Source organism: Vibrio sp. 10N.222.49.A3 (genome assembly GCF_041475145.1).
GTDB lineage: Bacteria > Pseudomonadota > Gammaproteobacteria > Enterobacterales > Vibrionaceae > Vibrio > Vibrio tasmaniensis_A.
The window spans coordinates 44,880-61,099 of sequence record NZ_JBFRVM010000030.1; the positions used below are offsets into that span (position 1 = coordinate 44,880).

Sequence of the window (16,220 nt, forward strand, 5' to 3'; positions counted from 1 at the left end):
AGCTTACACGTGTAAGCTTAATGTGCAATACTGGGTCAATCGAACATTTACTCTAGTAGGATATTCATGTCTGCATCATCAGCCAGCGAATACAGTGACATCGAAGAACGCGCTAATGCAATAACCCATGGCTTGGGCGTTGTGCTCGGCGTGGTTGGTCTGATCTTGCTGCTTATTCGTGCGTTTGATTACCAAGCCGACATGCTAACTGTTGCTAGTATGGCGGTGTATGGCAGCAGTATTATTCTGCTCTTTCTCGCCTCCACGTTGTACCACTCGATCACCACTGAGAAAACCAAGCGCTTACTCAAAACCCTTGACCACTGTGCGATTTATTTGTTGATTGCGGGCAGTTACACGCCGTTTCTCTTAGTGGGCTTAAGAACCCCATTAGCGATGGGCTTGATGGCGGTGATCTGGGGGATTGCGCTGGTGGGTATCATCATGAAGATAGCCTTCGTATATCGATTCAAGCGTTTATCGCTGTTCATTTACCTAGCGATGGGTTGGTTATCTTTGATTGTTGTTTATCAATTAGCGATGAATATCGATATTGGTGGTTTGGTGTTACTGGCAGTTGGCGGGGTGATTTACTCGCTGGGTGTGATTTTCTATGTGGCAAAACGCATCCCTTATAACCATGCCATCTGGCACCTGTTTGTATTGGCGGGCTGCGCTTGCCATTTCTTCGCTATCTACTTGTACGTGACTCCGGTTTAGTTTTTATTGAACCGGTATGCCCTAACGGGTAGAAACGTCAGTGATCTCCACGTCTATTTTATATTCAGGATACTTATCAACATCGATCGCTAAGTATTTACCTTCTGCCGAAGTTTGTGGTCGAAGGTAGGTATCAGCAAGGCGCTTAATGGATTGCCAAGTGTTGATACTGCCTTGATGCAGCAGTTCACCCGTTGGTGAGTAGACTGTGATATTTAGTGTCACTAGCACAACGGCTTCTGTGCTTTGGTTAGTGACTGAAATAGGTAAGATTAGCTGTTCATTCTCGTAGAGTCCTGCCCCAATCAAAACGTCCACACCTGATTTGGAAAGCTGCAAGCTTGGCTTGGTGTCTCCAATTTTGATTGTGGTACCGCGTGTGTTTTTGGCTACAGGAATACTCGTCAATGCAGACTCTGCATTCGATGATGCGTTACTCACATACTGCCAAGTAAAATCGTCTTTTAGTAACACTTGCTTACCATCAGACAATGTGACCATTTGATCAGCAAAGGCAGAACTTACGAATACTGAGTTTGCGAGCAATGCGCTAGCGAGAAGTACGTATGATTTCATCTGTGTTTCCTTAAATATTCGCGGAATTAGCGTCGCCAAAAGGCTGGGAAAAATAGAACAATGAGCGTCAGTATCTCGAGTCGTCCCATTAGCATGCCTAAACTTAGCAACCATTTAGCGGCGTCTGGCAGTGGAGCAAAGTTCCCGGTTGGACCGATCACGCTGCCCATTCCTGGACCCACGTTGGCAACGGCTGTGATAGCGCCTGAGATGCTTGTTATTGGGTCTAACCCCATCGCACTCAAACCACTAGCAATTAAGATAATCGTGATAAAGAACATCAAACCAAATGCCACGAGTGAACGCACAATGTCGTCATTCACAGGTCGCTGATTGTAGCGTTGAACAAACACGCCCGATGGGTGAATTAGCTTCATCATTTGTTTGTGGAGCATGGTCATCGCGATCTGGAAGCGGAAGATTTTTATACCGCCAGAGGTTGAACCCGAGCAAGCTCCCGCCATCATTAGGAATGCAAACAAGGTCGTTGGCAGTGCACCCCACGCGGTGAAGTCTTCTAAGCCAAAACCGGTTGTGGTGACGACTGATACGATGTTGAACATCGAAACACGCATCGCATCCATAACAGTGTAGCCATCTCTAACCACCAACCATGTTGATATTACGGCGCTGGTGACCAAGAACAGGTATGTAAAACCTCTCACTTGCGCGTCTTTGTAGAGGATTGAGAGTTTTCTTTCACGCAGTGCGCTAACGAACAGTAAGAACGGCAGGCCGCCAAGGAACATGAACAGTGTTCCTACCCAGTGAGCACTGTTGGAGAAGTGGTTCATTGATCCATCTGATGTTGAGTACCCCCCCGTCGACAGTGTTGTGAACGCGTGATTGATCGCATCAAAGATGCCCATGCCTGCAAACAGATAGCTAATGATGCATAAGCCAGTCAGAACCAAATAAACCGCCACGATGTTTTTCGCGACTGTTTTCGCTCGTGGGCTACTTTTATCTGACCAATCGGATGATTCGGTTTGGAACAGGCGCATACCACCGACGTTGAGCATTGGTAGAACCGCTACCGCCATCACGATGAAGCCGATACCACCTAACCATTGCAGTATTGAACGCCACAACAGAATGCTTGGTGCCATGCTGTCTAAGCCGCTTAATATTGTTGAGCCTGTTGTGGTGATACCAGACATGGTTTCAAAATAGGCGTCAGTGAAGCTGATGTGGTTGATGAAGACAAACGGCAGTGCAGCAAAGGCACTGGCAATAGTCCAGACCAGAGAGGTGATAAGGAACATGTCCCGCACCCCTAATCTAAACTTAGCTGAACGGCCTAAACTCAAGCAGATAAACGCCACTATGTGCGTGATCACGACCGATTGACCAAACTCGAGGAAGCCACCGGTGCCTGTGAAAAAGGCAACCAATGTAGGGATGTACATGAAAAGGGCGAGTTTTGATAACACTAACCCTATCACTAATAATATAGGACGAAAGTTGACCATAGCTTAATAGACCATCGCTTTGTGCCGGAGCGTCGTTCTCATAAAAAGAAAGTTGCGAGAACGATGCTTACGAGAACAAGGCTATAAGAAGAACGGGCTCGGTTGGAATAGAGACTCAACATCAGGTACGTATTTCTTGTCCACTAGGAACATCACTACGTGGTCATCTTGTTCGATTACGGTTCTATCGTGCGCGATAAGCACCTCTTCTCCGCGAACAATCGCACCAATGGTGGTGCCCGGTGGCAGTTTGATGTCGCCAATCGCTCGGCCAACAACCTTAGAGGTGGTTTCGTCACCGTGAGCAATGGCTTCGATCGCTTCAGCAGCGCCGCGACGTAGAGATGATACGTTTACAATATCAGCACGACGAACGTGAGTAAGCAGCGCAGAAATGGTCGCTTGCTGTGGCGAGATAGCAATATCAATCACACCCCCCTGAACCAGATCGACGTAAGCACCACGCTGAATCAGTACCATTACTTTCTTGGCACCCATTCGCTTCGCCAGCATCGCTGACATGATGTTGGTTTCATCTTCATTGGTTAGGGCGATGAACACATCAACTTGATCGATGTTCTCTTCGGTCAGCAGTTCTTGGTCGGCTGCATCACCACAGAATACGATGGTGTTTTCTAATTCTTCAGATAGCTTCTCGGCGCGAGTGTAGCTGCGCTCGATAAGTTTGATGCTGTAGCTCTGCTCAAGGCGCTTTGCCAAGCTTGCACCAATGTTACCACCGCCAACAATCATAATGCGTCGGTACGGTTTCTCTAGGCGTTGCAGTTCACTCATTACTGAGCGGATGTGGTTACTTGCTGCCACAAAGAAAACCTCATCATCGGCTTCAATGATGGTGGTGCCTTGTGGGCGAATAGGGCGACCTTGACGGAAGATAGCGGCAACACGAGTATCAATGTGCGGCATGTGCTCACGCAAAGCAGACAGTGCGTTACCGACCAGTGGCCCACCGTAGTAGGCTTTTACCGCGACTAGGCTAACTTTCTGTTCAGCAAAGCTCACAACCTGCAATGCACCTGGATATTGAATCAGGCGCTCGATGTAGCTGGTGACGAGTTCTTCTGGGGCAATCAAATGATCGACCGGAATCGCCCCTGATTTGAAGAGTGCTTCTTTCTCTTCTAAATACTGTGGAGAGCGGATACGGGCAATACGGTTTGGTGTGTTAAACAGAGAAAAGGCAACCTGACATGCGGCCATGTTGGTTTCATCCATGTTGGTTACGGCAACCAACATGTCGGCATCTTGCGCGCCCGCTTCACGTAGTGTGTTCGGGTGGCTGGCATAACCGTTTACAACTCTAAGGTCGTATTTGTCCTGAAGTTCACGAAGTCGGTCGGCATTACGGTCGACAATCGTGATGTCATTGTTTTCACCCACTAGGTTTTCAGCAAGGGTACCGCCAACTTGTCCAGCACCTAGAATAATGATCTTCATAGCCTTTCTCTTATTTTTTGCCGTTGTAATTCTAGTGATCTCTTTTCGCTTTGATAATGCACTAGAAAGAAACAGCGGCTAAGAAATAAATTCTTAGCCGCTGTTAGTTGTTATGCCTGTTTTACTAGAACTGCGTAGTAGAAGCCATCCATATCTTCTTCACCAGGTAGTATTTGACGACCCGGTTTTTCGATATCAGACCCAACTAGCGTTGCGTTCTCGGTGCGCTCTAAGAATGCTTTCACTTGCAGCACGTTTTCTTGCGGCGTGATAGAACATGTCGCATAAACCATGGTGCCGCCTTCTTTTAGCTGGCGCCACATTGCATCCAAAATCTCACTTTGCAGCTCTGCTAGTGCATCAATATCAGATGCACGGCGTAGCCACTTAATGTCAGGGTGACGGCGGATTACACCCGTCGCTGAACACGGAGCATCAAGTAGGATGCGGTCAAACTGACTGCCTGTCCACCACTCTTCAGGGTAGCGAGCATCACCACAGATTACGTCGGCACGCAGTTGTAGGCGTTCAAGGTTATCGTAAACGCGGTCTAGGCGTTTAATATCACTGTCGATTGCAACCACTTCAGTGTCTTGAGTATGTTCAAGAATGTGTGCAGTTTTGCCACCAGGTGCTGCGCAGCAATCTAGGATTAGCTCACCATCTTTTGGTGTTAGGAAACCAACGGAAAGCTGAGCTGCAGCATCTTGCACCGATACCCAGCCTCTGTCGAAGCCAGGAAGCAAAGTAACGTCACAAGGTGAGGCTAATTTTATGGCATCAGCCGCTTCAGGGTGCAGTGTGTATTCAATGTTTTCGTTTTTAAGCAGTTCAACATACTCGTCACGAGTGTGGTGTTGGCGGTTTACGCGCAGCCACATTGGTGCCTTGCTGTTGTTTGCTTCAACCAATTGCTCCCACTGATCTGGGTAGCTTTCTTGAAGCATTTTTAGGATCCAGCTTGGATGGCTGTATTTGCCCGCATTGTGGCTAACGGCTTTCTCATCTAGCTCTTCTTGATCGCGCAGGTAGCTGCGAAGCACTGCGTTGATCAAACCACTCAGGCTTGGGCCGCGTAGTGTTTTGGTTGCTTCAACTGTTTCAGCAACGGCAGCATGCGAAGGAATGCGCATAAAGCTCAACTGGTAAATGCCTACTAAGATCAGGTGGTGGAATACGCGCTTTTTACCTTTAAGCGAGTTTTCCATCAGTTCGTTAGCGATTGACTCTAAGCGAGGCAGGTAACGAAGTGCGCCGTAGCAAATCTCTTGCAGTAGAGCATGGTCTCGCGGACGGATCGTTTTTTGAGCCGCAGGGAGAGCGTGTGAAAGAGAGTGGCCTTTATCGACAACTTGGAATAGGACATTTGCAGCAGCTGCGCGAACATTCATGAGGGGTACCGAATATTTATTTGAATACATGAGGGCATCTCTGCCCTCGTAAAGGTTTTCTAAACTGTGTTTTTACAAGCTACACATTTTTAAGTGCATATTGAGTAGCTTTAAAGCGGTTAAGAAAGTTGAGTACCAACTTCAAACCAGCTTGCACGTGAGTTCAAGATATCTTGAACTGACATGGCTTTTTTACCTGGAACTTGTAACTGTTCCAATACTAGTACTTTGTCGCCAGTCGCAACATAAATACCAGTCTTATCTGCTTTGATGATTGAGCCAGCTGGCGCAGATGTCGATTCTTCATCAACACGCGTTTGCCAAACTTTAATGCTTTTTTCATCATTAGAGCTGCTATCAACAATCGCAAAGTGACTTATTGGCCACGGGTTGAAAGCGCGCACACAACGTTCGATGTGTTCTGCACTGTCATTCCAATCAATTTTAGCTTCTTCTTTGCTCAGCTTCTTCGCGTAGTTAGCAAGTTCGTCGTCTTGCTTCTCAGCTACGGCTTTACCAGAAGCGATGTCGGCTAAGCACTCAACAAGCGCATCAGGGCCAAGCTCTGCTAACTTGTTGTACATTGACGCGCTGGTGTCTGTAGCTTCGATAGGCAGTGTTACTATGCTTAGCATGTCACCAGTATCAAGGCCGATATCCATCTGCATGATCGTCACGCCTGTCTCTTTATCACCTGCCCAGATAGAGCGTTGGATAGGAGCAGCACCACGCCAGCGCGGTAAGATAGAACCATGTACGTTGATACAACCTAAGCGAGGCGTATCTAATACTGCTTGTGGTAACAGCATGCCGTAAGCGACAACAACCATGATGTCAGCATCTAAATCAGCTAGTTCTTGCTTAGCTTCATCTGACTTGAAGTTTTCTGGCTGGTAAACCGGCATGCCGTGCTCTAATGCAAGTTGTTTTACTGGTGGTGCAGACAGTTTTTTCCCTCGACCAGCTGGGCGATCTGGGTTGGTGTAAACTGCAATAACTTCATGCTCCGAAGACAACAACGCCGCCAAATGAAGGGCGGCGAAATCCGGAGTACCTGCGAAGACAATTCTTAAAGATTGACCCAAGGTAGACTTCCTTCTTAATTTAGTAATAGCAGCGGTTATTAACCTTGTTTCTCGTTGAAACGTTTAATCTTCGCTAGCTTATCTTGAATACGTTTGCGCTTTAGTGGCGATAGGTAATCAACAAACAACTTGCCTTCTAGGTGGTCAAGTTCGTGCTGAACACAGATAGCCAGAAGGTCGTCAGCGTCGAATGTGAATTCGTTGCCTTCACGGTCTAAAGCTTTAACCGTTACTTCTGCAGCGCGAGGTACTAGAGCTCGAGCGCCTGGTACAGATAGACAGCCTTCTTCGATACCATCTTCGCCACGTTTGTCGGTAATTTCAGGGTTGATCAGAACCATAGGCTCGTCACGTGTTTCTGAAATATCGATAACAACGATGCGTTGGTGGAAATCTACTTGCGTTGCAGCAAGGCCGATACCTTCTTCGTCGTACATGGTTTCAATCATGTCATCAACGAACTTTTGAATCTCTGGGGTAACTTCTTTTACCGGTTTCGCCACGGTACGTAGGCGATCATCTGGTAATGTTAATACTTGTAATACAGACATATACACTCGAAATATTGAACTGTGCCGAAACAGCTTAAACCTTGTTGGCTCAATTCTAGACATTTTAGAGGTCAAATGACAGCATCCTGAAGGTAATTCTCTAATCAGATGTCATATATTCAGACCAAGGAACCTAGGTCATGCGTCATTTTTCCCCCGCTTTATCTCTTATTTGTGCCTCGCTTTCGTTCGCCACTATGGCTGAAAATAGTGAACAACCTTTAACCATTAAACAAGGAGCACCCGAAGCGTATGTGGTGGTGAAGGACGATACTTTGTGGGATATCTCCGCGATGTATCTTGATAGTCCATGGCTGTGGCCTAGGTTGTGGCAGGTAAATCCTGAGATAGAAAACCCTCACCTTATTTACCCCGGAGATAAATTGTCTCTGGTTTGGATTAATGGCGAGCCTGTATTGAGCCTCAAACCCGTCATCAAGCTAAGCCCTAAGATTCGTGTATCAGAGAAGAAAGCAGTACCTACCGTGAATGAGGGGCTGGTTCTACCGTATCTACAATCTGATCGTTTGGTTGAGCAACAAGATATCCAATCGGCTCAACGAGTGTTGGGGACAAGTGATGGTAAACGTTTCTTATCAGGTGAAGACCGACTATTTATCTCGGGCAATCAGCAACATCAAAAATGGGGTATTTACCGTTCTGTCGAAACTTACCAACGACAGCAACCTCAAGCGAGTATGACTTCTTTGCGTTTAGTCGCCACAGCGCGCTTGAAAGAGGTGGATGCTGAGTTCAGTAGTTTGCAAATAGAGACTCAGCTACAAGAGGTACTGCTCAACGACCTCGTGTTACCAGAACTTGGCGTTGGTCAGGTGAAGCTCTCAACTACGTTTTATCCTGCACCTAGTGCCGCGGGTCAGTTTGCTAATATCTTGGGCTCATTAGATGGCAGCCAATACAGTGCAAAGAATCAGGTCGTGGTTATTAATAAAGGCTCACAGGACAATCTTCGCCAAGGATCTATGTTTACGCTTAGTGAAAGCGGCGCGGTGGTGTTTGGTAAGCAGGGTGAATATAGCTATAAAGAGTCAGCGGCGAGCGATAAGGTGCAGTTGCCAAGTACCTCACTCGGTAGCTTGATGGTCATTCGTCCTTATGAGTATTTTAGTTTGGCCTTGATCACTCAGAGCTCTAAGCCTGTTAGTAATGACATTCTGGCGGTATCGCCTTTGGACCTTGCTGTGACGGAAGAGCTTAAGGGCACCGAGTGAATGAGCAACAACTGAGTGCTTGGCTAACTCTAAGTTTTGTTCCGCAATTGGGTGGCAAGCGCCTTTCTCGACTGCTGAGCATTGATTCTCCTTCGAATATTGTTGGTTACTCAAGTCAGCAACTGCAAGCACTTGGTTTGTCTGCCAAGCAAATTGCCTATCTAAGAGAGCAAGCCCCAAGAGAAGTGGAGGCTTGCCTAGAGTGGCAAGCAAGACAACCCAACCATCACATCATTACCCCGAATTGCTCGCATTATCCCAAACTGCTGAATGAGACCGCCTCCGCGCCAAGCGTGCTTTTCGTTAAAGGTCACGTTGAAAAGCTGATTGAGCCTCAAATCGCTATGGTTGGCAGTCGTAATGCCAGTATTGAAGGGCTGCAGACAGCAAAATCCTTCGCCAAAGAGTTTGTGCAAAACGGTTTGATTGTCACCAGTGGCTTAGCCTTAGGCATCGATGGTTATGCTCATGATGGTGCTCTCGATAAAGGAGGGGAAACTTTCGCGGTGCTGGGCTCTGGATTGGATTCCATTTATCCTGCGCGACACAGAAATTTAGCCGATAGGATCTGTGAAAATGGCGCATTGATTTCAGAGTTTCGCCCAAGTGCCAAACCACGACCTGAACATTTCCCTCGCCGTAACCGTATAATAAGTGGGCTATCGCTCGGAACCTTGGTGGTTGAAGCGGCTGAGAAAAGTGGTTCTTTGATTACAGCTCGTTATGCCATGGAGCAAGGCCGAGAGGTGTTTGCGCTTCCTGGCTCTATTCATAACCCAACCAGTCGAGGAGGTAATAGCTTAATCAAAGCTGGAGCATGTTTGGTACAGAGTGCACAAGATGTTCTGATTGAAATAAAGAGTCTGTTAGACTGGTCTATCGATCAGCAACCCAGCTTGTTCGAACCTACGCCCAGTATGGGGGAAAATGAACAATTGCCATTTCCACAGCTGTTAGCTAACGTAGGGTTAGAGGCGACACCCGTTGATATTTTGGCACAGAGAACCCATATACCTGTGCATGAGGTCATGATGCAGCTTTTAGAGCTTGAGCTCTCAGGGCATGTTGTTGCAGTTTCCGGTGGCTATATTCGAAAGGGGAGAGGCTAAGCTATGATGATGGACATACTGATGTACTTGTTTGAAACCTACATCCATAGCGATTCTGAATTGCAGGTGGATCAAGATGAGCTGGAAGATGAGCTTCTTCGAGCAGGGTTTCACCAAGACGATATTTATAAGGCCCTCCATTGGTTAGAAGATCTTGCTGCATTGCAAGATACCGAGAACCAAGCGGCGATTAGTGTGTGTTCCAATACCTCGATGCGTATTTATACCAGTCGAGAGATTTCACGCATTAATATGGAGTGTCGAGGTTTCTTACTGTTCCTTGAACAGATCAATGTACTTACGACAGAGATTCGTGAAATGGTGATTGATCGTGTGATGGGGCTTGAGACAAACGAATTTGAATTGGATGATCTGAAATGGATTATCTTAATGGTGCTATTTAATGTACCAGGTAATGAAAGTGCTTACACGCAAATGGAAGAGCTGTTGTACACCAAAGAGCAAGGTATCTTGCATTAATACAGGCTTGTCATGAGTAGTAAGATTGATAATCAGCTTTTTTCAGCACATGAACATGCATTAGAGCATGAACCATGTCCACAGTGCGGTGGAGAGCTTCAGCTTCGCCATGGTAAGCACGGCCCATTTTTAGGCTGTAAGCAGTATCCGAGCTGTGATTACATCAAGCCGTTGCATCAAAATGATGGCCACGTGGTGAAAGAGTTGGGTGTACCGTGCCCTAAATGCCAAAACGAATTGGTATTAAGGCAAGGCCGCTTTGGGATGTTCATTGGCTGTAGCAGTTACCCAACGTGTAATCACATCGAATCTTTGGACCAACCAAAAGAACAACTTGAAGAGCAGCCACTTGTTGCTTGCCCTGAGTGTGGCAGAGGCCATTTGGTTGAGCGTAAATCTCGCTATGGCAAAACCTTCTATGCTTGTGATAACTACCCAAAGTGTAAGTTCGCAGTTAACCAACCGCCGGTTATCGGTCGTTGTGAAGAGTGCCAGTTCCCGTTGTTACTTGAGAAGAAAACAGCCAGTGGTACCAAGAAGCAATGCGCTGATCGCAAGTGTCACCACATTCAATCTCAATAACTCGATATTATAGACACAAAAAAACGGCGCTCACTGAGCGCCGTTTTTGTATCCAATGAACTTTTTATATCAATAAGCCAATGTAGGGCTTACTTCATCTGCTCAGCAAACTCATGCACAGCAGGGTAAGCTTGCTTATCGAGAATGTCTGCCAGTGAGCATAACGCTCTTTGCAGTTCTGCGTTGTAGTCAGCGCTCACGTTAATGTGGCCCATCTTACGACCTGCACGCTTCTCTTTGCCATACCAATGAACATGACAGCCACCTTGAGCTAGAATAGCCCCAGGTAGGGTATCTTCACCAAGAATGTTGATCATTGCGGTTGGGCGAATCAGTTTAGTACTGCCTAGTGGCATACCACACACAGCACGTAGGTGGTTCTCAAACTGACAAGTTTCAGCGCCTTGCTGTGTCCAATGGCCAGAGTTATGAACGCGTGGTGCAATCTCATTAACAAGCAGTGAACCTTGAACATCAAAGAACTCAAGTGCTAGCACACCAACGTAATCTAAGCGCTCAGCAATGGCTGTGAACATGGTTTTCGCTTGCTCTTGCAGTTCCATGTCATCAATCGCTGTCGATAAGCTCAACACGCCGTCGGTGTGAACATTTTCAGCCAGTGGGTACACTTGGATCTCGCCATTGGCGCCACGAGCACCGACAAGTGATACTTCGCGGTCAAACGGAACGAACTCTTCAGCCACAATCGCTTGGTTGTCTGTTGCTGCGATGCACTCAGCCATTTCTGTCCAAGTCGCGTCAACGTTATCTAATGTCTTTAAGCGCCATTGACCTTTGCCATCGTAGCCGCCAAGTGTGCTCTTCAATACCATTGGTAAGCCAACGTGAGCGATCGCAGCGTCAAAGTCTTCGCGAGAGTTAATCACGTAGTACTTAGCATTTTTCACGCTTGCTTCGCCTAATAGGGCTTTTTCGAGGCGACGGTCACCGCCAGCTTTGATTGCTTCTGTTGTCGGTAAGAACTTACCGCTGCGCTCACACACCTCAAGTACATCATGAGGGATATGCTCGAATTCAGCAGTAATGACGTCCGCACGCTCAATCGCATTGTCTAAGCCGCTGCCTAGAATCGCTTGCGTTAATGGGTGAACAATATTTTTGCTGCCAACATCAAAAGCAGAAATTTCAATATTCAGCGGTGCCCCAGCTAGGGACATCATGCGAGCAAGTTGGCCTGCGCCTAACACAAGAACATGCATGGGAATTAGTCCTCTGCAGGGTTTGGATTAGCAAGAACCGTTTCTGTTTGCTCAGAGCGGAACGCTTCTACTTTCGCCATCACTTCTTCATTGTGTGTACCAATGATTTGAGCGGCTAGGATGCCAGCGTTAGCAGCACCAGCTTCACCGATAGCCAGAGTACCTACCGCGATACCTTTTGGCATTTGTACGATAGAAAGCAGTGAGTCCATGCCTTTCAGTGCTTTAGACTGAACAGGAACACCTAAAACAGGTACGCTTGTGAAAGCTGCAGCCATGCCCGGAAGATGCGCAGCACCGCCAGCACCAGCAATAATCACTTTAATACCGCGCTCTTTCGCACTGGTTGCGTAGTCAGCAAGCAACTGAGGTGTGCGGTGAGCAGAAACCACTTTTGTTTCGTACGCCACGCCAAACTGATCCAACATTTCTGCAGCTAGCTTCATTGTTGGCCAATCAGATTTAGAACCCATGATAATACCGACAGTCATCTCAAACTCCTTCAGGTACGATTTAATTAGTGATTAGATATTTTGCGCGCATTATACGGGTAAAATTGCCCAAGGAAAACGTTTGCGTCAGTCTAAGTTGTTAATTGATACATTTTATAAACAAATAGCTTTAGTCACAGTGAATGATAATTTGTACACTTAGTGAGTTCGATAACAGAATTAATGAGGCAACCCTTGGATAACTTTCAACATACTTTGCAGGCATTACAACAAGGTGAAGTCATTGCTTACCCGACAGAAGGCGTTTTTGGGGTCGGTTGTGATCCCGATAATCCACAAGCCATCAAGAAATTGCTCGATTTAAAACAGCGACCGATGGAGAAAGGGTTGATCCTAATTGCTGCGAGTTACGAGCAGTTGCTGCCCTATATTGACGAAAGCCAGTTGACGGAAGCGCAGTTAGCGACTGTAAAAGCAACATGGCCGGGACCTGTGACTTGGATAATGCCAACCAGTAGTAAAGTGACTGATTGGGTCAGTGGCCAGTTTGATTCCATCGCGGTACGAGTGACGGATCACCCTTTGGTTCAAAGAATGTGTAATGAGTTCGGCAAGCCGTTAACCTCGACCAGTGCTAACCTGACAGGTGAACCGCCTTGTATGACGACTGAAGAAGTTCAACAGCAACTGGGTCAACATTTGGTGGCTATTTTAGAAGGTCAAACGGGTGGTCGTGAGAAGCCAAGCGAAATTAGAGATGCAAAAACGTCGAAAATATTAAGACAGGGTTAAACCCTGCAAAGGAAGTAAGATGTCAGCAATTGATAAAGAAGCAGTAAAGCAGTTTTTACTGAGCCTACAAGATTCGATTTGCCAGCAGCTTGAGCAAGCTGATGGTGTAGCGTTGTTTGAAGAAGATGCATGGGAGCGTGAGCCTGGAGATCGTCTAGGTGGCGGTGGTCTTACTCGCGTGATGACCAATGGTGCTTTATTTGAACAAGGTGGAGTTAACTTCTCTCACGTTGCTGGTAAAGCTATGCCTGCCTCTGCAACCGCTCATCGCCCTGAGTTAGCCGGACGTAAGTTTGAAGCGATGGGGGTTTCATTAGTTATCCACCCTAAAAACCCATATATCCCAACCTCGCACGCGAACGTTCGCTTCTTTATTGCGGAAAAAGAAGGGGAAGACCCGATTTGGTGGTTTGGTGGTGGTTTTGACTTAACGCCATTTTATCCTTTCGATGAAGACTGCCAATCTTGGCATCAAACCGCTAAAGATCTTTGTGCGCCGTTTGGTGATGATGTCTATCAAGAACATAAAGAGTGGTGTGATAAATACTTCTATCTGCCTCACCGAGACGAAACTCGCGGTGTTGGTGGTCTGTTCTTTGATGACTTAAATGAGTGGGGTTTCGATAAGAGCTTTGCTTATATGCAGGCTGTCGGTGAAGGCTTTGCAGCCGCCTATCTACCAATTGTAGAACGACGTAAACAGGCGCCTTACGGTGAGCGCGAGCGTGACTTCCAACTTTATCGTCGTGGTCGCTATGTTGAATTTAACCTAGTTTACGACCGTGGCACCTTATTTGGTCTGCAAAGTGGTGGGCGCACAGAGTCTATATTGATGTCGATGCCGCCGTTGGCTCGTTGGGAATATCGTTACGAACCACAAGCAGGGTCACCAGAAGCTCTGCTTTATAGTGACTACCTAAAACCTCGAGTTTGGTAGTTCTTCCTTCCTTATAGGGATAGTGATAGGGTCATCTATATAGATGACCCTTTTTATTATTTCTGTTAGGTAAGGATATGACACAGCAAGTAGATCGTTATGCCGTTTTCGGTAACCCTATTGGGCAGAGCAAATCGCCATTCATTCACACATTATTTGCTCGCCAAACCAGTCAACAACTTACCTATACAGCACTCCAGCCAGAACAAGGTGAATTCATCACTGCTGCTCAAGCTTTTTTTAGTGAAGGTGGTAGAGGGTGTAATGTCACAGCGCCATTTAAAGAAGATGCTTATCAGTTCGCTAGTCGCCTGACTGAAAGAGCTGAACTAGCAGGTGCTGTAAACACACTTAAGAAGCTCGATGATGGAGAGATCATTGGTGATAACACCGATGGTGAGGGTTTAGTTCAAGACCTTCTTCAACATCAAGTTGTGCTCGAAGGGGCTCGCGTTCTTCTGCTTGGCGCTGGTGGTGCTGCTCGAGGAGTGATTCAACCTCTTCTCGACCAAAAGCCACAACAGTTGGTAGTCGCTAATCGAACCAGTTCAAAGGCTGAACTTCTGGCCGAGATGTTTTCTTCACATGGAAACATCAAAGGAATGGGGTTAAGCGATGTTAATGAAGGCTTTGATGTCATCATTAACTCGACCTCGTCTGGCCTAAGTGGTCAGCTTCCTGAAGTTTCTGAGATTATCTTCAATTCGAATAGCGCCGTTTATGACATGGTTTACGGATCTGGCACTACGGTATTCAATCAGTGGGCATTAGATAATGGTGTTCATGCTGCTTATGATGGCTTGGGTATGTTAGTGGGGCAGGCAGCAGAGAGCTTTATGCTTTGGCGTGGCCTTCGTCCGGGAACAAAACAGATTTTAAGAGAACTACGTAAAAACCTAGAGATGTAATGAGGTATTTATAAAAAATGAATCAATCAATTCTATTCCCTGATATCCAAGATTGGGATGAAGAAAATCAATCAATCATCTTCCCAGCACAGCAGTCTGGCGCACTGATTGAGTGTGTTATGTCTATTGAAGAGCTGTCTCGATTGGCAGGTAAAGATATAGAAGAAGGCGATCAAGCTTTAGTTATCTTTTCAGAGTTACGTTTTGATATTGAAGAGCTAGCTGAAGAGTTAATAGAAGAAGAGGAGTATGACTCCTCTAATCGGATTCAGATCAAAGTGTTTTAGACTGGCAACACAGAGTCTAGATAGTCGTTTTTATTCTGAACATAGTTGTCAGCTGACTTCTGTAAAAAGGCACGCTCTTTATCATTTAATGGGCGTGCTTGTTTTACTGGGCTTCCGACATATAGATAACCGCTTTCAAGTACCTTATTAGGCGGAACCAAGCTACCAGCACCAATCATCACATCTTCTTTAATAACCACGCCATCGAGCACGATAGCTCCCATACCAACAAGTACACGATCTTCAATGGTGCAGCCATGCAGCATTACTTTATGCCCGATAGTGACATCATTACCTATTAGTAGAGGATAACCCTCTGGGTTTTCTGCATTCTTATGGGTGACGTGCAAAACGCTGCCGTCTTGGATATTCGTTCTATCTCCAATATGAATGTGGTTCACATCTCCTCGAGCTGCAACTAAAGGCCACACACTAGAGTCGTCACCGATTTTGATATCACCAACTAGAACAGAACTTGTATCTATATAGACACCTTGTCCAATCTGAGGGGATATTCCTTTATAACTGCGCATTGAACTCATAAATCCTCCTTTATATAGGCACCTTAAGCCCTTAATTAAGGGGAATACTAGTGAAAATGGGGTGCTTTGAACAAAAAACGCTCGAACAATCAAAAAAGTAAGAAAAACTTCAAAAAGGGCTTGCCAGTGTGATCGAAATCTCTATAATGCGACCTCGTTGAAACGGGAAGGCTTCGTAAGAAACCAAAACGAATCAGCAGGTCAAATTAGCCAAGCTAAGCGCTTGAAAAAAGTTTTGAAAATAGTGGTTGACACTAAAACTTAAATCGCTAAAATGGCCGTCCGATTTGAGCGAAGCTCAAAAAGGAAAAGCTCTTTAACAATTTAAACCTATCAATCTGTGTGGGCACTCGTTGATGAATATCAAAACGTCATTCTTAGGAATGGCAGTTACTTCGGTAACAAACTTGATTTCAATGAACTGAG

The 16,220-nt window shown here is 46.2% G+C and carries 18 protein-coding genes; 9 read left to right on the forward strand and 9 right to left on the reverse strand.

Annotated features, from left to right (window positions below; translation table 11 throughout):
* The first annotated feature begins 66 nt into the window (after positions 1-66).
* A complete protein-coding gene (locus tag AB4589_RS05890) occupies positions 67-720 on the forward strand; it encodes a hemolysin III family protein (RefSeq protein ID WP_017107564.1) in 654 nt (217 codons plus the stop codon).
* A gap of 21 nt (positions 721-741) precedes the next feature.
* Here the strand turns inward: AB4589_RS05890 and AB4589_RS05895 are convergent, their stop codons facing one another.
* From AB4589_RS05895 to def, 6 genes are all read right to left on the reverse strand, one after another.
* The gene (locus AB4589_RS05895; protein ID WP_009848100.1) at positions 742-1,296 is read right to left on the reverse strand and encodes a DUF3157 family protein; all 555 of its coding nucleotides are present in this window, start codon (positions 1,294-1,296) and stop codon (positions 742-744) included.
* Positions 1,297-1,322: 26 nt separating this feature from the next.
* Complete coding sequence (locus AB4589_RS05900) at positions 1,323-2,768, reverse strand: TrkH family potassium uptake protein (protein ID WP_372099730.1); 1,446 nt, start codon at positions 2,766-2,768, stop codon at positions 1,323-1,325.
* An 81-nt stretch (positions 2,769-2,849) separates the two neighbouring features.
* Positions 2,850-4,226: a Trk system potassium transporter TrkA gene (trkA, locus tag AB4589_RS05905; RefSeq protein WP_004735766.1), complete on the reverse strand. Its 1,377-nt coding sequence runs from the start codon at positions 4,224-4,226 to the stop codon at positions 2,850-2,852.
* Positions 4,227-4,336: 110 nt separating this feature from the next.
* Positions 4,337-5,617: a 16S rRNA (cytosine(967)-C(5))-methyltransferase RsmB gene (gene rsmB, locus AB4589_RS05910; RefSeq protein ID WP_372099732.1), complete on the reverse strand. Its 1,281-nt coding sequence runs from the start codon at positions 5,615-5,617 to the stop codon at positions 4,337-4,339.
* Between the two features lie 119 nt (positions 5,618-5,736).
* On the reverse strand, positions 5,737-6,702 hold the full coding sequence (fmt, locus tag AB4589_RS05915) for a methionyl-tRNA formyltransferase (protein ID WP_372099734.1): 966 nt from the start codon (positions 6,700-6,702) through the stop codon (positions 5,737-5,739).
* A gap of 38 nt (positions 6,703-6,740) precedes the next feature.
* Positions 6,741-7,253: a peptide deformylase gene (gene def / locus AB4589_RS05920; RefSeq protein WP_004735769.1), complete on the reverse strand. Its 513-nt coding sequence runs from the start codon at positions 7,251-7,253 to the stop codon at positions 6,741-6,743.
* Positions 7,254-7,393: 140 nt separating this feature from the next.
* Here def and AB4589_RS05925 point away from each other — a divergent pair, with 140 nt between their 5' ends.
* Genes AB4589_RS05925 through AB4589_RS05940 form a run of 4 tightly spaced genes read left to right on the forward strand, consistent with a single transcriptional unit; the run spans position 7,394 to position 10,656 of the window.
* On the forward strand, positions 7,394-8,485 hold the full coding sequence (locus AB4589_RS05925; protein WP_372099736.1) for a LysM peptidoglycan-binding domain-containing protein: 1,092 nt from the start codon (positions 7,394-7,396) through the stop codon (positions 8,483-8,485).
* A complete protein-coding gene (gene dprA, locus AB4589_RS05930; RefSeq protein WP_102445138.1) occupies positions 8,482-9,594 on the forward strand; it encodes a DNA-processing protein DprA in 1,113 nt (370 codons plus the stop codon). Before AB4589_RS05925 ends, dprA begins: the two co-directional genes overlap by 4 nt.
* 3 nt (positions 9,595-9,597) lie before the next feature.
* Positions 9,598-10,074 (forward strand): DUF494 family protein, encoded by a 477-nt coding sequence (locus tag AB4589_RS05935; RefSeq protein ID WP_009848094.1) that lies wholly within the window; start codon positions 9,598-9,600, stop codon positions 10,072-10,074.
* Between the two features lie 12 nt (positions 10,075-10,086).
* Entirely contained in the window at positions 10,087-10,656 is a 570-nt protein-coding gene (locus AB4589_RS05940; protein ID WP_081230711.1) for a type I DNA topoisomerase, read from the forward strand.
* Positions 10,657-10,745: 89 nt separating this feature from the next.
* Here the strand turns inward: AB4589_RS05940 and AB4589_RS05945 are convergent, their stop codons facing one another.
* Positions 10,746-11,876, reverse strand: coding sequence for a 5-(carboxyamino)imidazole ribonucleotide synthase (locus AB4589_RS05945; protein ID WP_372099738.1), 1,131 nt, complete (start codon positions 11,874-11,876; stop codon positions 10,746-10,748).
* Positions 11,877-11,881: 5 nt separating this feature from the next.
* Positions 11,882-12,367 (reverse strand): 5-(carboxyamino)imidazole ribonucleotide mutase, encoded by a 486-nt coding sequence (purE, locus tag AB4589_RS05950; protein ID WP_004735777.1) that lies wholly within the window; start codon positions 12,365-12,367, stop codon positions 11,882-11,884.
* Positions 12,368-12,562: 195 nt separating this feature from the next.
* Between purE and AB4589_RS05955 the strand changes: the two genes are divergently transcribed.
* The 4 genes from AB4589_RS05955 (at position 12,563) to AB4589_RS05970 (ending at position 15,252) form a co-directional block, all read left to right on the forward strand.
* The gene (locus tag AB4589_RS05955; RefSeq protein ID WP_029223376.1) at positions 12,563-13,120 is read left to right on the forward strand and encodes an L-threonylcarbamoyladenylate synthase; all 558 of its coding nucleotides are present in this window, start codon (positions 12,563-12,565) and stop codon (positions 13,118-13,120) included.
* Positions 13,121-13,139: 19 nt separating this feature from the next.
* Positions 13,140-14,057, forward strand: a complete 918-nt coding sequence (gene hemF / locus AB4589_RS05960) for an oxygen-dependent coproporphyrinogen oxidase (RefSeq protein ID WP_372099741.1) — start codon at positions 13,140-13,142, stop codon at positions 14,055-14,057.
* Between the two features lie 77 nt (positions 14,058-14,134).
* Entirely contained in the window at positions 14,135-14,965 is an 831-nt protein-coding gene (gene aroE, locus AB4589_RS05965; protein ID WP_372099743.1) for a shikimate dehydrogenase, read from the forward strand.
* 17 nt (positions 14,966-14,982) lie between these two features.
* Positions 14,983-15,252, forward strand: coding sequence for a DUF1488 domain-containing protein (locus tag AB4589_RS05970; protein ID WP_065104207.1), 270 nt, complete (start codon positions 14,983-14,985; stop codon positions 15,250-15,252).
* On the opposite strand, the gene AB4589_RS05975 is transcribed toward AB4589_RS05970, so the two are convergent.
* Positions 15,249-15,794: a gamma carbonic anhydrase family protein gene (locus AB4589_RS05975; protein ID WP_017081755.1), complete on the reverse strand. Its 546-nt coding sequence runs from the start codon at positions 15,792-15,794 to the stop codon at positions 15,249-15,251. The genes AB4589_RS05970 and AB4589_RS05975 overlap by 4 nt on opposite strands.
* Positions 15,795-16,220: the final 426 nt, after the last annotated feature.